The organism is Bradyrhizobium sp. BLXBL-01 (assembly GCF_051853025.1).
Classification (GTDB): Bacteria; Pseudomonadota; Alphaproteobacteria; order Rhizobiales; family Xanthobacteraceae; genus Bradyrhizobium.
Map to the genome: position 1 here is coordinate 6303949 of NZ_CP182471.1, position 13120 is coordinate 6317068.

The window sequence follows — 13120 nt, forward strand, 5'->3', positions numbered from 1 at the left end:
CTCCGCGGAGGGACTCTGGATTGCTTCGTCGCAAGGGCCCCTCGCAATGACGAGTGGAGCGAGTTCGGCTCACGCCGCCTGCGGCGTGCGGATCTCGCGCGGCAGGATCAGCGCGGCGGCGATGGCGAGCAGGCAGAGGGCGGCGAAGGCGTGCAGCATGGTGACGAAGCCGCCCTGTTCGTAGAGCCAGGCGACCAGACCGACGGAGGCGCCGGCCGCGGTGAAGCCGACGAAATAGCGCACGGCATAGGCGCGCGAGCGCCACTCTTCCGTGGTGTATTTGCCGACCATGGCATCGTTCACCGTGACCTGACCGAACGCGCCCATGACGATGCCAATCGAGACGACGATCAACGGCAGGTTGGACAGGCTCGCCGCCAGATACAGGAACGGCGCCAGCATGAAGGACAGCGGCAGCGCCACCGTCTTCAGCGAATAGCGGTCGAGCAGCCGGCCGATCGTGTACTGCGTCATCGCGCCGAACACGTAGACGCAGGCGGCGATGACGCCGAGCAGCGCCGGGCTCCTGGTCAGGTCGGCAAGGCGCTCGGCGAACAGCTTTGGCAGCGCGACGGTCACGGCGTTGAAGGTCGTGGAGATCGCGATCACCACGATCAACAGCGCCAGGATCACGCGCCACATGTCCCGTTTGGCCACCCGCGCCTGCGCTGCGGCCTGCTTCGAGCCCTTGCGGTCCTCGTGCACGACGCCCAGCGCGAAGGCGATTCCGATCAGGACCGTGACCACGCCGGGAACGATGAAGGCGAAGCGCCAGCCGAGATATTGGCCGATCACGCCGGTGACCAGGGCCGACGAGGCCACGCCGAGATTGCCCCAGACGCCGTTGATGCCCATTTCGCGGCCGAGCCGGTCGGCATAGGACACGATCATGGCGGTGCCGACGGGGTGATAGATCGAGGCAAAGATGCCGATCGCGAGCAGCGCCGCGCCGAGCTGGACCTGCGTTTGCACGAAGCCGACCGCGATCATGGAGAGGCCGATGCCGACGAAGAAGATCAGCATCATGTGGCGGCGGCTCCAGCGATCGCCGAGCCATCCGGTGAGCAGCGAACCGGCGCCGAAGGCGACGAAGCCCGGCGTCGCGTAAGGCAACAGTTCCGAATAGGCCATGCCGAGCGCCGGGCCCATGATGATGACCGCGGCGGCGAAGATCAGCATCGAATAATGGTCGATGAAATGGCCGGCATTGACGAAACCGATGACCCGGCTGGGGCTGTTCATTCCCGAATCCTCTCCTGCTCCGAAATGAGTTATATGTCCTCGCCATGACGGGATGCCGCCAATGACTGTCTTGGAAACGCCAATCCTGCGGGAGGTCCGGAGCAATCACCGCTCGCCCGCGGGCGTGCATCTGGTCGCTCGCGATTATCCCAAGGGGATGCGGATCGATCTGCACATGCACCGCGAGGCGCAGCTGATCTATGCGGCAAAGGGCACGATGCAGGTGACGACGCCGGGGGGACGCTGGCTGGTGCCGCCGGACCGCGCGGTCTGGGTGCCGGCCGGGCTCCAGCATGCCATCGACCTGCTCGCCGACATCGAAATGCGCACGCTCTATTTCGACCTGCCCTGGCTGGAACGCGAGCAGCGCTATGACGGCCTGTCCCGGGAATTCGTGGTGCGGGTGTCACCGCTGCTCAATCAGGCGATCCTTGCCCTGTTCGACGGGCGCAGCACCGAGGAGCGCACCGAGCTGCTGGTGCGCCTGGTGATGCTGGAACTGCAGCAGGCCGAGGATTCCGCGACCTTCGTGCCGCTGCCCCGAGAGCCACGCTGCCGCCGCGCCGCGATGATCGTGCTCGACGATCCCACCGGCCTGCACGACATCGACACGCTGGCGCGCGAGGTCGGAACCTCCGGGCGTACGCTGTCGCGGCTGTTTTCGAGCGAGACGCAGCTGAGCTTCAAGAGCTGGTGCCAGCGCGCGAGGATTGCAGCGGCGATCGAGCGGATATCGACGGATGCGAGCGTGTCAGTGAAGCAGCTCGCGACCCAGCTCGGCTATGCCAGCGTGCCGGCGTTCTCGGCCGCGTTCCGCCAGGTGACGGGGCGGACGCCGACGGAGTTTGCGGGGAAGGGGTAGCCCCAATCTCGTCATTGCGAGGAGCCCTTGCGACGAAGCAATCCAGAATGCCGCCGCGGAGGGATTCTGGATTGCTTCGCTGCGCTCGCAATGACGGAGAATGTGGCTGCCGCCTCGTTCCCAAATGCCACCGCATGCTCCGTCCCCTCCGTCCGACATGCCGCCATTCTCCAAACGCACGGCCCAACTAAAGATGCCGCATTCGCCTGCTTGATTGTGATCGGCTTGCACCCAAATCCCGTGTAAGCTCCCGCATCACACCGACCCGATACGAAAGCCCAGATGGCCAACGCCTTCTTCTCCGACCTGCTTGCCACCATCTCCGAGCGCGGCCGCACGTTGCTTCGCCGGGGGGACGCCTCGAATACCAAACGGGATGCCGATGGACTGCTCGAGCTTTGCGGCGCGCTGCTGTCCGGCCGCGGCGAAGCATCCGGCACAGCCATGGCGCGCGAGGTGCTCGATCTCTATCAGGAGCTGGATGCGGAGGGACGCCGCACCTTCTTCGAAGGACTGGTACGTTTTTTCGGACCCGACCGGGAACGATTGTCCAAGGCCATCGAGCAATGGCGCGCCAAGCCGAGCGACGAGGATGCCAGCGCCCTGCACTTCGCCTCCGAGCCGCGGCGGCAGGAGCTGATCCGCCGCCTGAACCGTGCGCCCGGCGGTACCGGCGATCTCGTCAACATGCGCGCCGATCTGCTCGGCATGATGAACGGGCACACCGATCTCGCCGCGCTCGACCGCGACGTCTCGCATCTTCTCTCTTCGTGGTTCAACAGGGGGTTTCTCGTGCTGCGCAGGATCGACTGGTCGACCCCGGCCAACATCCTCGAAAAGATCATTCGCTATGAAGCCGTGCACGAGATCTCGGACTGGGACGATTTGCGCCGCCGCATCGATCCGGTCGACCGGCGCTGCTACGCCTTCTTCCATCCCGCGATGGTGGACGAGCCCTTGATCTTCGTCGAGGTGGCGCTGACCGAGACGATCCCCGGCGCGATCCAGCCCCTGCTCGCGGTCGACCGCCAGCATCTGCCGATCGAGCGCGCGCGCACCGCCGTGTTCTATTCGATCTCCAACACCCAGCGCGGCCTGGGCGGCATCTCCTTCGGCAGCTTCCTGATCAAGCAGGTGGTGGAAGAGCTGCGCCGCGAGCTACCGAAGCTCGACACCTTCGTGACGCTGTCGCCGGTGCCCGGCTTCATGGCCTGGGTGAAGCAGGACAAGGATCTGCCGCTGTCGGACGAGGACCGCGAGGTGCTCAAGCGCCTCGACGATCCCAGATGGTTCGAAAGCCCGGAGACGGCGGCGCTGCTCCGCGCCGTGCTGGAGCCGCTCGCGGCGCACTATTTCCTCAAGGCGCGCACGCCGAAGGGCAAGCTGATCGATTCCGTCGCCCGCTTCCATCTCGGCAACGGCGCGCGGCTGGAGCGCATCAACTGGCTGGGCGACCTCTCGCCCAAGGGCCTGCGCGAGTCCGCCGGCGTCATGGTCAACTACCTCTACCGCCTCGACGACATCGAGAAGAACCACGAGGCCTATGCGAACGACGGCGAGGTCGTGGCGTCCAGCGCGGTGAAGAAGCTGCTGAAGGGTGAAGGGCGAAGGCTGCTGGATATGCGGCTGTCGTAAGGGGCGGACGCTTACCACATCGTCATTGCGAGGAGCCCTTGCGACGAAGCAATCCAGACTGTCTCCGCGGAAAGACTCTGGATTGCTTCGCTGCGCTCGCAATGACGGAGTGTGTGGCAGCCAACTGCCAGCACATCCTCTAGAGTCAGATCAGCGTCTCGTACAAATCGTCCCAATTCGGATTGAGGCTCTCGATTAGGGCAAGCTTATTGGCCCGACTGCCACCCTTGATCTGCTTCTCGCGCACAATCGCGTCGGTCATAGTGGCGTGCAGCTCGTACCAGACGAGAAGCTTGCAGCCGTACTTTGAGGAAAAGCCCTTGACCAATCCCTCGCGATGCTCGAACGCGCGGCGCGGCGGATTGGAGGTGACACCCGTGTAGATCGTTCCGTTGCGACGATTGGCGAACATGTACACGCAGGGTTGCTTCATGATCGTACTCGGCTGAGGACAGCTTCTACGATAGCACAACCAAGAGATGATTACGAGACTTTCGCCACAGCGTCATTGCGAGGAGCTCTTGCGACGAAGCAATCCAGACTGTCTCCGCGGAAAGACTCTGGATTGCTTCGCTGCGCTCGCAATGACGGAGTGTGCGGCGGCTCCTTGCGCAACTCTCTCCACCGTCATTGCGAGGAGCCCTTGCGACGAAGCAATCCAGACTGGCTCCGCGGAGAGACTCTGGATTGCTTCGCTTCGCTCGCAATGACGGCGAGTGGCGCCACAGCGGGGGCCTACTCCGCCAGCGCCTTCATCTCCTTGTAGAGATCCGACTTGCCTTCGAAGCCGATGCCGGCAAGCTCGGGCATGGTGATGTGGCCGTTCTCGACGCGGACGCCGTCGGGGAAGCCGCCATAGGGCTGGAACAGGTCGGGGTAGCTTTCGTTGCCGCCCAAGCCGAGGCCGGCGGCGATGTTGAGCGACATCTGGTGGCCGCCATGCGGGATGCAGCGGCCGGGGGACCAGCCATGGGTCTTCAGCACCTCCAGCGTGCGCTGGTATTCGCACAGGCCGTAGGACAGCGCGCAATCGAATTGCAGCCAGTCGCGGTCGGGGCGCATGCCGCCGTAGCGGATCAGGTTGCGGGCGTCCTGGTGGCTGAACAGGTTCTCGCCGGTCGCCATCGGGCCTGGATAGAACTCGGCGAGCGCGGCCTGCAGCGCGTAGTCGAGGGGATCGCCGGCCTCCTCGTACCAGAACAAGGGATAGTCGCGGAGCATCTTGGCGTAGGCGATGGCGGTTTCCAGGTTGAAGCGGCCGTTGGCGTCGACGGCGAGCTGCGCGTCCTTGCCGATCTCCTTCAGCACCGCCTCGATGCGGGTGCGGTCTTCGTCGATATCAGCGCCGCCGATCTTCATCTTCACGACGTTGTAGCCGCGGTCGAGATAGCCGCGCATCTCAGCCCGGAGCATCGAGAGATCCTTGCCGGGATAATAATAGCCGCCGGCCGCGTAGACGAAGACGCGCGGATCGGCTTCGACGCCGTGGCGTTCGGCGAGCAGACGAAACAGCGGCTTGCCCGCGATCTTCGCCACTGCATCCCACACCGCCATGTCGATGGTGCCGACCGCGACCGAGCGCTCGCCGTGACCGCCCGGCTTCTCGTTGGTCATCATCGCGGCCCAGACCTTGTCGGGATCGAGATTGTCGCCGGCGGCATTCAGCAGCGATTTCGGATCGGCCTCCGCGATGCGCGCGGCAAAGCGCTCGCGGATCAGACCACCCTGCCCGTAGCGGCCGTTGGAGTTGAAGCCGTAGCCGACGACGCGCTTGCCGTCGCGGACGACGTCAGTGACGACGGCAACGAGGCTGGTCGTCATCTTGGTGAAGTCGATATAGGCGTTGCGGATCGGCGATGAGATCGGCTTTGTGATCTCGCGGATGTCGACGATGCGGACGGACATGGGGTTGGGCCTTTCACTTTCGTCATTGCGAGCGCAGCGAAGCAATCCAGTCCGTCACCGCGGAAATAGTCTGGATTGCTTCGTCGCAAGGGCTCCTCGCAATGACGAGGAGAGAGTGTGCGTTCCCCGCAATAGCGCACCGGGGACTCTCGAGATTCCGGGTTCGCGCTATCGCACGCCCCGGAATGACAGTGGCTTATTTCTTATCCCTGAAATATGGCTCTACCGGACCGTGCACCTTGATGGTCAGCGGGTTGCCGTGGCGGTCCTTGGCGTTGCCTGCGGTGACGCGGACCCAGCCTTCGCTGATGCAGTACTCCTCGACATTGGTCTTCTCGATGCCCTTGAAGCGGATGCCGACATCGCGCGCCAGAATGTCCGCGTTGTAATAAGGGCTGTTCGGGTCGACCGACAGGCGGTCCGGAAATTCGTCACTCATGATTGTCTCGCTCACAACAGTGTTTCGATTTGATTGCGCAAACCTTCGGGCCGGGCGGTCGGCGCGTAGCGCGCGACCACGCGCCCCTCACGGTTCACCAGGAATTTGGTGAAATTCCATTTGATGGCGGCGCCGAGAAGCCCGGATTGCTGACGTTTCAGGTACTCGTACAAGGGATGCGCCTTCGGCCCGTTGACGTCGATCTTCTCGAACAGCGGGAAGGTGACGTCGTAATGGGTCGAGCAGAATTCCTGGATCTCGCTCGCCTGCCCCGGCTCCTGCGCACCGAACTGGTTGCAGGGAAAGCCGAGCACGGCGAAGCCGCGTGGCGAGAGATCGCGATGCAGCTCCTCCAGGCCGCGATATTGCGGCGTGAAGCCGCATTTGCTCGCAGTGTTGACGATCAAGAGCACCTGCCCCTCGAAACGTCGCAGGGCGACCTCCTCGCCGGCGAGCGAGTTGGCCTTGAAGTCGTAGATGGCAGTCATCGCTAGCCCACGGGATCGATCGGCGACGGCGGCACGCCGCCGGCCTCGATCGCTTCGCCTGCCAGCAGGCACAGATCCTCGCGATAACGTCCCGACACGACGTGCACGCCGACCGGCGCCTTGCCGACGAGACCTGTGGAGACCACGAGGCCCGGCAGGCCCATGAAGGGGATCGCGATCTGCGGCAGCTGCGCTTCCCAGACGCGCTTGAAGGAGCCCTCATCCTTGCGGTCGAGATGATCCGGGAACGGCAATTCGCCGGAGACCGGCGTCAGCAGCACGGCGTATTTTTCGAAGAACAGCATCCACTCGCGGGTCAGCGTGGCGCGCCGGGTCAGCGCCTTGGCGTAATTGGCCTGGTCCATCGGCGTGACCCTGGCGCGGTTGCCGCGCAGACAGGCCAGCGCGCCGGGATCGCCCTCGCGCTCGGCCATCTCCAGCTGCGCCTCATAGCCGTCGCCGAGCCAGAGCTTGATCTGCCACTCGACTGCCTCGCGCATCGGAGGGGTGTCCTCGATCACATCGACGGTCCAGCCGGCGCGCTCCAGCCGCTTGCCGGCATCGCTCACCGCCGCCTTCACCTCCGGCGCGGTGGCAAGGCCGCCCGGATTGAGGCAGAGCGCGGCGCGCTTGTCCCGAGTGGGGCCTTGCAGCGGCACCGGCACGAACCAGGGATCGCGGATGTCGCGGGCCGCCATGGCTTCGAGCGAGAGCTTGAGATCATTGACCGTGCGCGCCAGCGGGCCCGACACCGCCATGATCTGCGGCCCGATCGGTCGCTCCGGCAGCGCCCGGTTGAAGGCGGGAATGCGGCCGAGCGTCGGGCGCAATCCGTGCACGCCGCAGGCATAGGCGGGATAGCGGATCGAGCCGGCGATGTCGGTGCCGTGGGCGATGTGGCCGATACCGGCCGCGACCGCCGAGCCGGCGCCGCCGGAGGAGCCGCCCGGCGTCAGCGAAGCGTCACGGGGGTTCTTGGTGTCGCCATGGACCAGATTGGTGGTGAACCAGCGGTAGGAGAAGGCCGGGCAATTGGTGCGGCCGAGCAGGATGGCGCCGGCTTTGCGGAAATTCGCGACGACCGGATTGTCCTCGCGCGCGATCAGGTCGCGCTGCAGCTTGAGGCCATTGGTGGTGGCAAAGCCTTCCTGGTCGACATTGGCCTTGATGGTGACGGGCACGCCAGCGAGAACGCCGGGGTCCTCGCCCCTGGCAATGGCGCCATCGACGGCATCGGCCTGCTTGAGCACGTCCTCCGGCCGGTGGTCGATCACCGCGTTGAGCTGGGGATTGACGGCATCGAGCCGCGCGAGACCGGCCTTGGCGGCCTCCCTGGCGGAGACTTTCCGGCATTTGACGAGGGTGGCGAGGTCGGCGGCCGACAGGCGCCAGAGATCTTGCATGGCTTGCTCCGTATGACCGGCGTCTTTTAGCGCCGGGAACGGGGCAAAGCCATGCGGATTTCGCGGGGTGAAGGGCGGCGGGGGCTCGGATTGGTGCATCTTCCGTCATTGCGAGCGTAGCGAAGCAATCCAGACTGCCGCCGCGGAGGCAGTCTGGATTGCTTCGTCGCAAGGGCTCCTCGCAATGACGTGGAGGGGGCGCGGGCTTCTCTCGCCGCGTCGCGCCCGGCTAATGCCTTGTCGCGGACTGGTCCGGCATGTCGAGCAGCGCCTCGGTGAAGGGAAACTCCAGCACGATCTCGCCGTCGGCGTCGGTGACCTCGATGACCGCCTCCAGCAGCGCCGGCTGGGTTCCTTCCGACTTCACGACCTCGAGGATCATCTGGCGCGCGACCTCCCAGGCGCGATCGGGGTTGCGCAGGTCCTCGCCGTCAGGATCCACGATCAGTTCGTCGCCGATGCGGGTGTTGAAGAAATATCTGGGCATGCCTGATCCAATGGGGTCGTCTGTCGCCGATGAGAAGCCGGTCCATACTCACAACTGGTTTATCCCGACAGGGATCACGACCTATCGGCAATTTTGCGTATCTGATCCGCTCATCTTTGCGGCCGCAATACGCCATCTTTGCAGTGCAACATTCCTCAGCCTACTACCTAGGTCGGGAAAATTTCACTGGCGAAGTTCTCCGCCCGCACTAATTTAACTGCGGGCGGATGCGTCCGAATTTGCAAAAAATGGAGAGCCAAATGGCCTGGAAAGCCCCGAAGATCGTCGAAGTGCCCTGCGGCATGGAAATCAACATGTATGTGAGCGCCACCCGCAAGTAAGCGGCTGGCGAGATCGCGTTCTGCGCAGGTGGTTCTTGGTCACGATACGTTTCCGGCAGACAGAAACCTTGTCCGAAACTGTCTCGGCCTGAGATCCACCTCGCGAATTCGCCTCCAGGAGACGGATCATGCTTCGCGTCGTCGTCCTGGGCGCCGGGGCCGGCGGCGGAGTTCCGCAGTGGAATTGCGGTTGCGAAGGCTGCCGCGCGGCTCGTGCGAATGGACATGAGCTCTTTCGAACCCAAGCCTCGGTCGCCTTCAGCGGCGACGGCGAGCACTGGTTCCTGATCAACGCCTCGCCCGATCTTCGCCAGCAACTGAATGCCACGCCGCAGTTGCACCCCAAGGCGGGCGCGCTGCGCCACACGCCGGTTGCGGGCGTGATTTTGACCAACAGCGAAGTCGATGCCGTGGCCGGCCTGCTGTCGATGCGCGAGGGCTCGCCGTTTACGGTGTATGCGCACGAGAAGGTGCTGGCGATCCTTGCCAGCAACAGCATCTTCAACGTGCTGAACGAAAAAAACGTGCGGCGCCAGCCGATCGCGATCCGCGAGCCGTTCGAGCCGCGGCTGCCGGACGGCACGCGCTCAGGGCTCGAGGTGCTGCCCTTTGCCGTGCCGGGCAAGTCGGCCTGGTATCTCGAAGGCAAGGTGCATCCGGGCGGGGTGAGCGGCGACGGCGACACGCTGGGCCTGAAGATCACCGACAAGGCCACCGGCAAGTTCTTCTACTTCATCGCCGCCTGCGCCGAGGTGACCGATGCGCTCAAGGCCGAGATCGACGGCGCTGCACTGGTGTTCTTCGACGGCACGGTCTGGCGCGACGACGAGATGATCAGGGCAGGGCTCGGCCACAAGACCGGCAAGAGCATGGGCCATGTCGCGATGTCCGGCGCGGATGGCGCCATCGCGCGGCTGGCCGACCTCAATATCGACAGGAAACTGTTTCTGCATATCAACAACTCGAATCCGGCGCTGCTGCCCGGCTCCCCGGAGCGGAAAATGGTAGAACAGGCGGGCTGGCAGATACCCGCGGATGGAACGGAGATCGTGTTGTGAACGCCGCATCACTGACTGGAATGACCGCGCTCTCGATCGGCAAGGATTTGAGGCTCAACTCGGCCGAGGAGCTGGAGGCGACGCTGCGCCACATCGGCGCCACGCGCTATCACAGCCTGCATCCGTTCCATAAGCTGCTGCATGGCGGCAAGCTGAACAAGGGCCAGGTGCAGGCCTGGGCGCTCAACCGCTACTATTACCAGAGCACGATCCCGATCAAGGACGCGGTGGTGATCTCGCGGTTCCGCGACCGCGCCACGCGCGTGGAATGGCGCCACCGCATCGAGGACCATGACGGCGATGTCGGCAGCGAGGGCGGCATCGAGCGCTGGATCAAGCTGACCGAAGGGCTCGGACTCGACACCGCATACGTGGAATCCACCGAAGGCATCTTGCCGGCGACGCGCTTTGCGGTGGAGGCCTATGTCCACTTCTGCCGCGAAAAAAGCCCGCTGGAGGCGATCGCCTCCTCGCTGACCGAGCTGTTCGCGCCGAACCTGCATGAAGAGCGCATCGCCGGCATGCTGGAGCACTATGATTTCGTCAACCCCGACATCATGAGCTACTTCAAGCGCCGCCTGACCCAGGCGCCGCGCGATGCCAATTTCGCGCTAGACTATGTCAAGAGGCACGCCACGACGCCGGAGCAGCGCGCGCAGGTCTGCAACGCGCTGATCTTCAAGACCAACGTGCTATGGGTGCAGCTGGATGCGCTCCAGCATGCCTATGTCGAGGGCCACATTCCGCCGGGCGCGTTCGTGCCCAAAGCGAGCTGAGGGATTAGACTTATGGTCGGGCCGCGGAACATCAGCGTCAGCGAGGCAAGCCGCCCCGTGCTGCCGCGGCATGCCAAGCTCAGATATGACGAGACGCGGAAGGTCTGGGTGATCCTGGCGCCGGAGCGGGTGCTGGCGCCAGACGAGATCGCGGTCGAGGTCTTGCAGCTCTGCAACGGCGAGCGCAATGTCGGCGACGTCGCCGATCAATTGGCGGCGAAATACGCCGCGCCGCGCGAAGCGATCCTCGCCGACATCATCGTCATGCTGCAGGACCTCGCCGACAAGGGCTTTCTCACCGAGATCAGGGAGAAGACGTCATGAGCGACGTGACCATCCCGCCCAGCGACAGCCTCGCGGTGCTGGAGAAGCAGCGCTCGACGGCGGAGACGTTCGGCATTCCGCTCGCGGTGCTGCTCGAGATCACCCATCGCTGCCCGCTGCAATGCCCCTATTGCTCCAACCCGGTCGAGCTCGACCGCTCGGGCAAGGAGCTGACCACCGACGAGTGGAAGAAGGTGCTGAGCGAGCTCGCCGAGATCGGCGTGCTCCAGGTGCATTTCTCCGGCGGCGAGCCGACGGCGCGGAAGGACCTGGTCGAGCTGGTCAAGCATGCCAGCGACGCCGGGCTCTATACCAACCTGATCACATCGGCCGTGCTGCTGACGCGCGAGAAGCTCAGCGATCTCGCAGATGCCGGGCTCTGCCATGTGCAGATCTCTTTCCAGGGCATCGAGGACGGCCTTGCCGATCGTGTCGCCGGCTACAAGAACGCTCACCGCAAGAAGCTCGAGGTCGCGAAATGGACGCGCGAGCTCGATTTGCCGCTCACCGTGAACGCGGTGATGCACCGGCAGAACCTGCACCAGCTGCCGGACATCATCCAGATGGCGCTTGATCTCGATGCCGACCGGCTCGAGGTCGCCAATGTGCAATATTACGGCTGGGCTCTGAAGAACCGCGCCGCCTTGATGCCGACGGTCGCGCAGTTAGATGAGTGCACCCGCCTTGTCGAAGAGGCGCGCGAGCGGCTGAAGGGCCGGCTGACGATCGACTATGTCGTGCCGGATTATTACGCGCTGCGGCCGAAGAAATGCATGGGCGGCTGGGGCCGGCAGTTCTTCAACATCTCGCCCGCCGGCAAGGTGCTGCCCTGCCACGCCGCCGAGAGCATCACCGGGCTCGATTTCGAATCGGTGCGCTCCAACCATTCGATCGCCTGGATCTGGCAGAACTCGGAGGCCTTCAACCGCTATCGCGGCACCGGCTGGATGAAGGAGCCGTGCAGGACTTGCGAATTCCGCGAGATCGATTTCGGCGGCTGCCGCTGCCAGGCCTTCGCGCTGACCGGGGATGCCGCCAACACCGACCCGGCCTGCGCGCTGTCGCCGCTGCACGAGACCATCTTCAAGCAGGCGGAAGCCGAAGCCGAGGGCGAAACCAACCGCTTCCTCTACCGCAACTTCGCCGGCGGCACCCTGGAACCCGAGAATGACGCCTGACGCGGACGCAGGCACAGCGGCCAAACGCGCCGATCCCTTTGCGCCGCTGACCTCCGACATGCTCGACGTCGGCGACGGCCATGAGCTCTATGTCGAGAGCGTCGGGCGCGCGGATGGAATCCCTGCGGTCTATCTCCATGGCGGGCCTGGCAGCGGCTGCCAGCCCGACCATCGCCGCCTGTTCGATCCCGACCGCTTCCGCGCCGTGCTGTTCGACCAGCGCGGCTGCGGCCGCAGCCGTCCCAAGGGATCGCGCGAGCACAACACGATTGCGCATCTGATCGCGGACATGGAGACGATCCGCGAAAAATTCGGCTTCGAACGCTGGATATTGGTCGGCGGCTCCTGGGGCGCGACGCTGGGGCTGGCTTATGCAGAGGCCTACCCCGAGCGCGTCTCGGGCATTGCGCTGCGCGCGACGTTTCTCGGCACGCGGGCCGAGGTCGAGACCGCCTTCACTTCGCGCCTGTCGCAATTCCATCCGGCGCTGTACGAGGATTTCCTTAGCGTGCTGCCGCCCGAGGAGCGCGACCGGCCGGTGGATGCCTATTGGCGCCGCATCCTCGATGCCGACCCCGCCGTGCATGGCCCGGCGGCGAAGGCCTGGCACGACACCGAGCGCACCTTGTCCGAGCACAAGCCGGCCCGGACGCGGCTCGACCTCGCCGCGCTCAACGTCTGGCGCACATTGCCGGCGACGCCGTTCATGGAAGCGCATTATTTCATCAACGACAGCTTCATGACAGAGAACCAGCTGCTACAGAATGCGGGAAGACTCGCCGGCATTCCCGGCATCATCGTGCAGGGTCGCTATGACCTACTGTGTCCTCCCGCGACATCCCAGGCCCTTGCGAAAGTCTGGCCCGGTTCCGAGCTTCGCATCGTGGAAGAAGCCGGCCATTCGCTCTATGATGGCGGCGTGAGGGACGCGGTCATGAAGTCGATCGCGGACCTTGCGTCGAAGATCGGGCGATGAGAGGAC

General features: G+C 64.6%; 15 protein-coding genes. 8 read left to right on the plus strand and 7 right to left on the minus strand.

Annotation, left to right across the window (positions count from 1 at the left end; genetic code table 11):
* Window positions 1–69 precede the first annotated feature (69 nt).
* Window positions 70–1242, minus strand: coding sequence for an MFS transporter (locus ACNJYA_RS29335; protein WP_439364090.1), 1173 nt, complete (start codon window positions 1240–1242; stop codon window positions 70–72).
* A gap of 61 nt (window positions 1243–1303) precedes the next feature.
* Between ACNJYA_RS29335 and ACNJYA_RS29340 the strand changes: the two genes are divergently transcribed.
* Both ACNJYA_RS29340 and ACNJYA_RS29345 read left to right on the plus strand, forming a co-directional pair.
* Entirely contained in the window at window positions 1304–2104 is an 801-nt protein-coding gene (locus tag ACNJYA_RS29340) for an AraC family transcriptional regulator (RefSeq protein WP_212254523.1), read from the plus strand.
* A 282-nt stretch (window positions 2105–2386) separates the two neighbouring features.
* Window positions 2387–3739 carry a malonyl-CoA decarboxylase gene (locus tag ACNJYA_RS29345; protein WP_439401137.1) on the plus strand — a complete coding sequence of 451 codons (1353 nt, stop codon included), beginning with the start codon at window positions 2387–2389 and terminating at the stop codon, window positions 3737–3739.
* A gap of 145 nt (window positions 3740–3884) precedes the next feature.
* On the opposite strand, the gene ACNJYA_RS29350 is transcribed toward ACNJYA_RS29345, so the two are convergent.
* The 6 genes from ACNJYA_RS29350 to ACNJYA_RS29375 all read right to left on the minus strand — a co-directional run bounded on the left by ACNJYA_RS29350 (window position 3885) and on the right by ACNJYA_RS29375 (window position 8461).
* On the minus strand, window positions 3885–4172 hold the full coding sequence (locus ACNJYA_RS29350) for a GIY-YIG nuclease family protein (RefSeq protein ID WP_212254521.1): 288 nt from the start codon (window positions 4170–4172) through the stop codon (window positions 3885–3887).
* Between the two features lie 302 nt (window positions 4173–4474).
* Window positions 4475–5644 (minus strand): D(-)-tartrate dehydratase, encoded by a 1170-nt coding sequence (tarD, locus tag ACNJYA_RS29355; RefSeq protein WP_439401138.1) that lies wholly within the window; start codon window positions 5642–5644, stop codon window positions 4475–4477.
* A 196-nt stretch (window positions 5645–5840) separates the two neighbouring features.
* Window positions 5841–6083: a DUF3297 family protein gene (locus ACNJYA_RS29360; RefSeq protein WP_029674077.1), complete on the minus strand. Its 243-nt coding sequence runs from the start codon at window positions 6081–6083 to the stop codon at window positions 5841–5843.
* A gap of 11 nt (window positions 6084–6094) precedes the next feature.
* On the minus strand, window positions 6095–6571 hold the full coding sequence (locus ACNJYA_RS29365) for a glutathione peroxidase (protein ID WP_439401139.1): 477 nt from the start codon (window positions 6569–6571) through the stop codon (window positions 6095–6097).
* 2 nt (window positions 6572–6573) lie between these two features.
* Complete coding sequence (locus tag ACNJYA_RS29370; RefSeq protein WP_439401140.1) at window positions 6574–7974, minus strand: amidase family protein; 1401 nt, start codon at window positions 7972–7974, stop codon at window positions 6574–6576.
* A gap of 229 nt (window positions 7975–8203) precedes the next feature.
* Window positions 8204–8461 carry a DUF6894 family protein gene (locus tag ACNJYA_RS29375; protein WP_036007354.1) on the minus strand — a complete coding sequence of 86 codons (258 nt, stop codon included), beginning with the start codon at window positions 8459–8461 and terminating at the stop codon, window positions 8204–8206.
* A gap of 260 nt (window positions 8462–8721) precedes the next feature.
* On the opposite strand from ACNJYA_RS29375, the gene pqqA reads away from it, so the two are divergent.
* The 6 genes from pqqA to pip all read left to right on the plus strand — a co-directional run bounded on the left by pqqA (window position 8722) and on the right by pip (window position 13114).
* Window positions 8722–8802 (plus strand): pyrroloquinoline quinone precursor peptide PqqA, encoded by an 81-nt coding sequence (gene pqqA, locus ACNJYA_RS29380; protein WP_007595659.1) that lies wholly within the window; start codon window positions 8722–8724, stop codon window positions 8800–8802.
* Window positions 8803–8930: 128 nt separating this feature from the next.
* Window positions 8931–9860: a pyrroloquinoline quinone biosynthesis protein PqqB gene (gene pqqB / locus ACNJYA_RS29385; RefSeq protein ID WP_439401141.1), complete on the plus strand. Its 930-nt coding sequence runs from the start codon at window positions 8931–8933 to the stop codon at window positions 9858–9860.
* Window positions 9861–9880: 20 nt separating this feature from the next.
* Window positions 9881–10636, plus strand: a complete 756-nt coding sequence (gene pqqC / locus ACNJYA_RS29390; RefSeq protein WP_439403484.1) for a pyrroloquinoline-quinone synthase PqqC — start codon at window positions 9881–9883, stop codon at window positions 10634–10636.
* Window positions 10637–10648: 12 nt separating this feature from the next.
* On the plus strand, window positions 10649–10960 hold the full coding sequence (gene pqqD, locus ACNJYA_RS29395; RefSeq protein ID WP_439401142.1) for a pyrroloquinoline quinone biosynthesis peptide chaperone PqqD: 312 nt from the start codon (window positions 10649–10651) through the stop codon (window positions 10958–10960).
* A complete protein-coding gene (gene pqqE, locus ACNJYA_RS29400; protein WP_439401143.1) occupies window positions 10957–12138 on the plus strand; it encodes a pyrroloquinoline quinone biosynthesis protein PqqE in 1182 nt (393 codons plus the stop codon). The genes pqqD and pqqE overlap by 4 nt, the downstream gene beginning before the upstream one ends.
* Window positions 12128–13114, plus strand: a complete 987-nt coding sequence (gene pip, locus ACNJYA_RS29405) for a prolyl aminopeptidase (protein WP_439401144.1) — start codon at window positions 12128–12130, stop codon at window positions 13112–13114. Before pqqE ends, pip begins: the two co-directional genes overlap by 11 nt.
* Window positions 13115–13120: the final 6 nt, after the last annotated feature.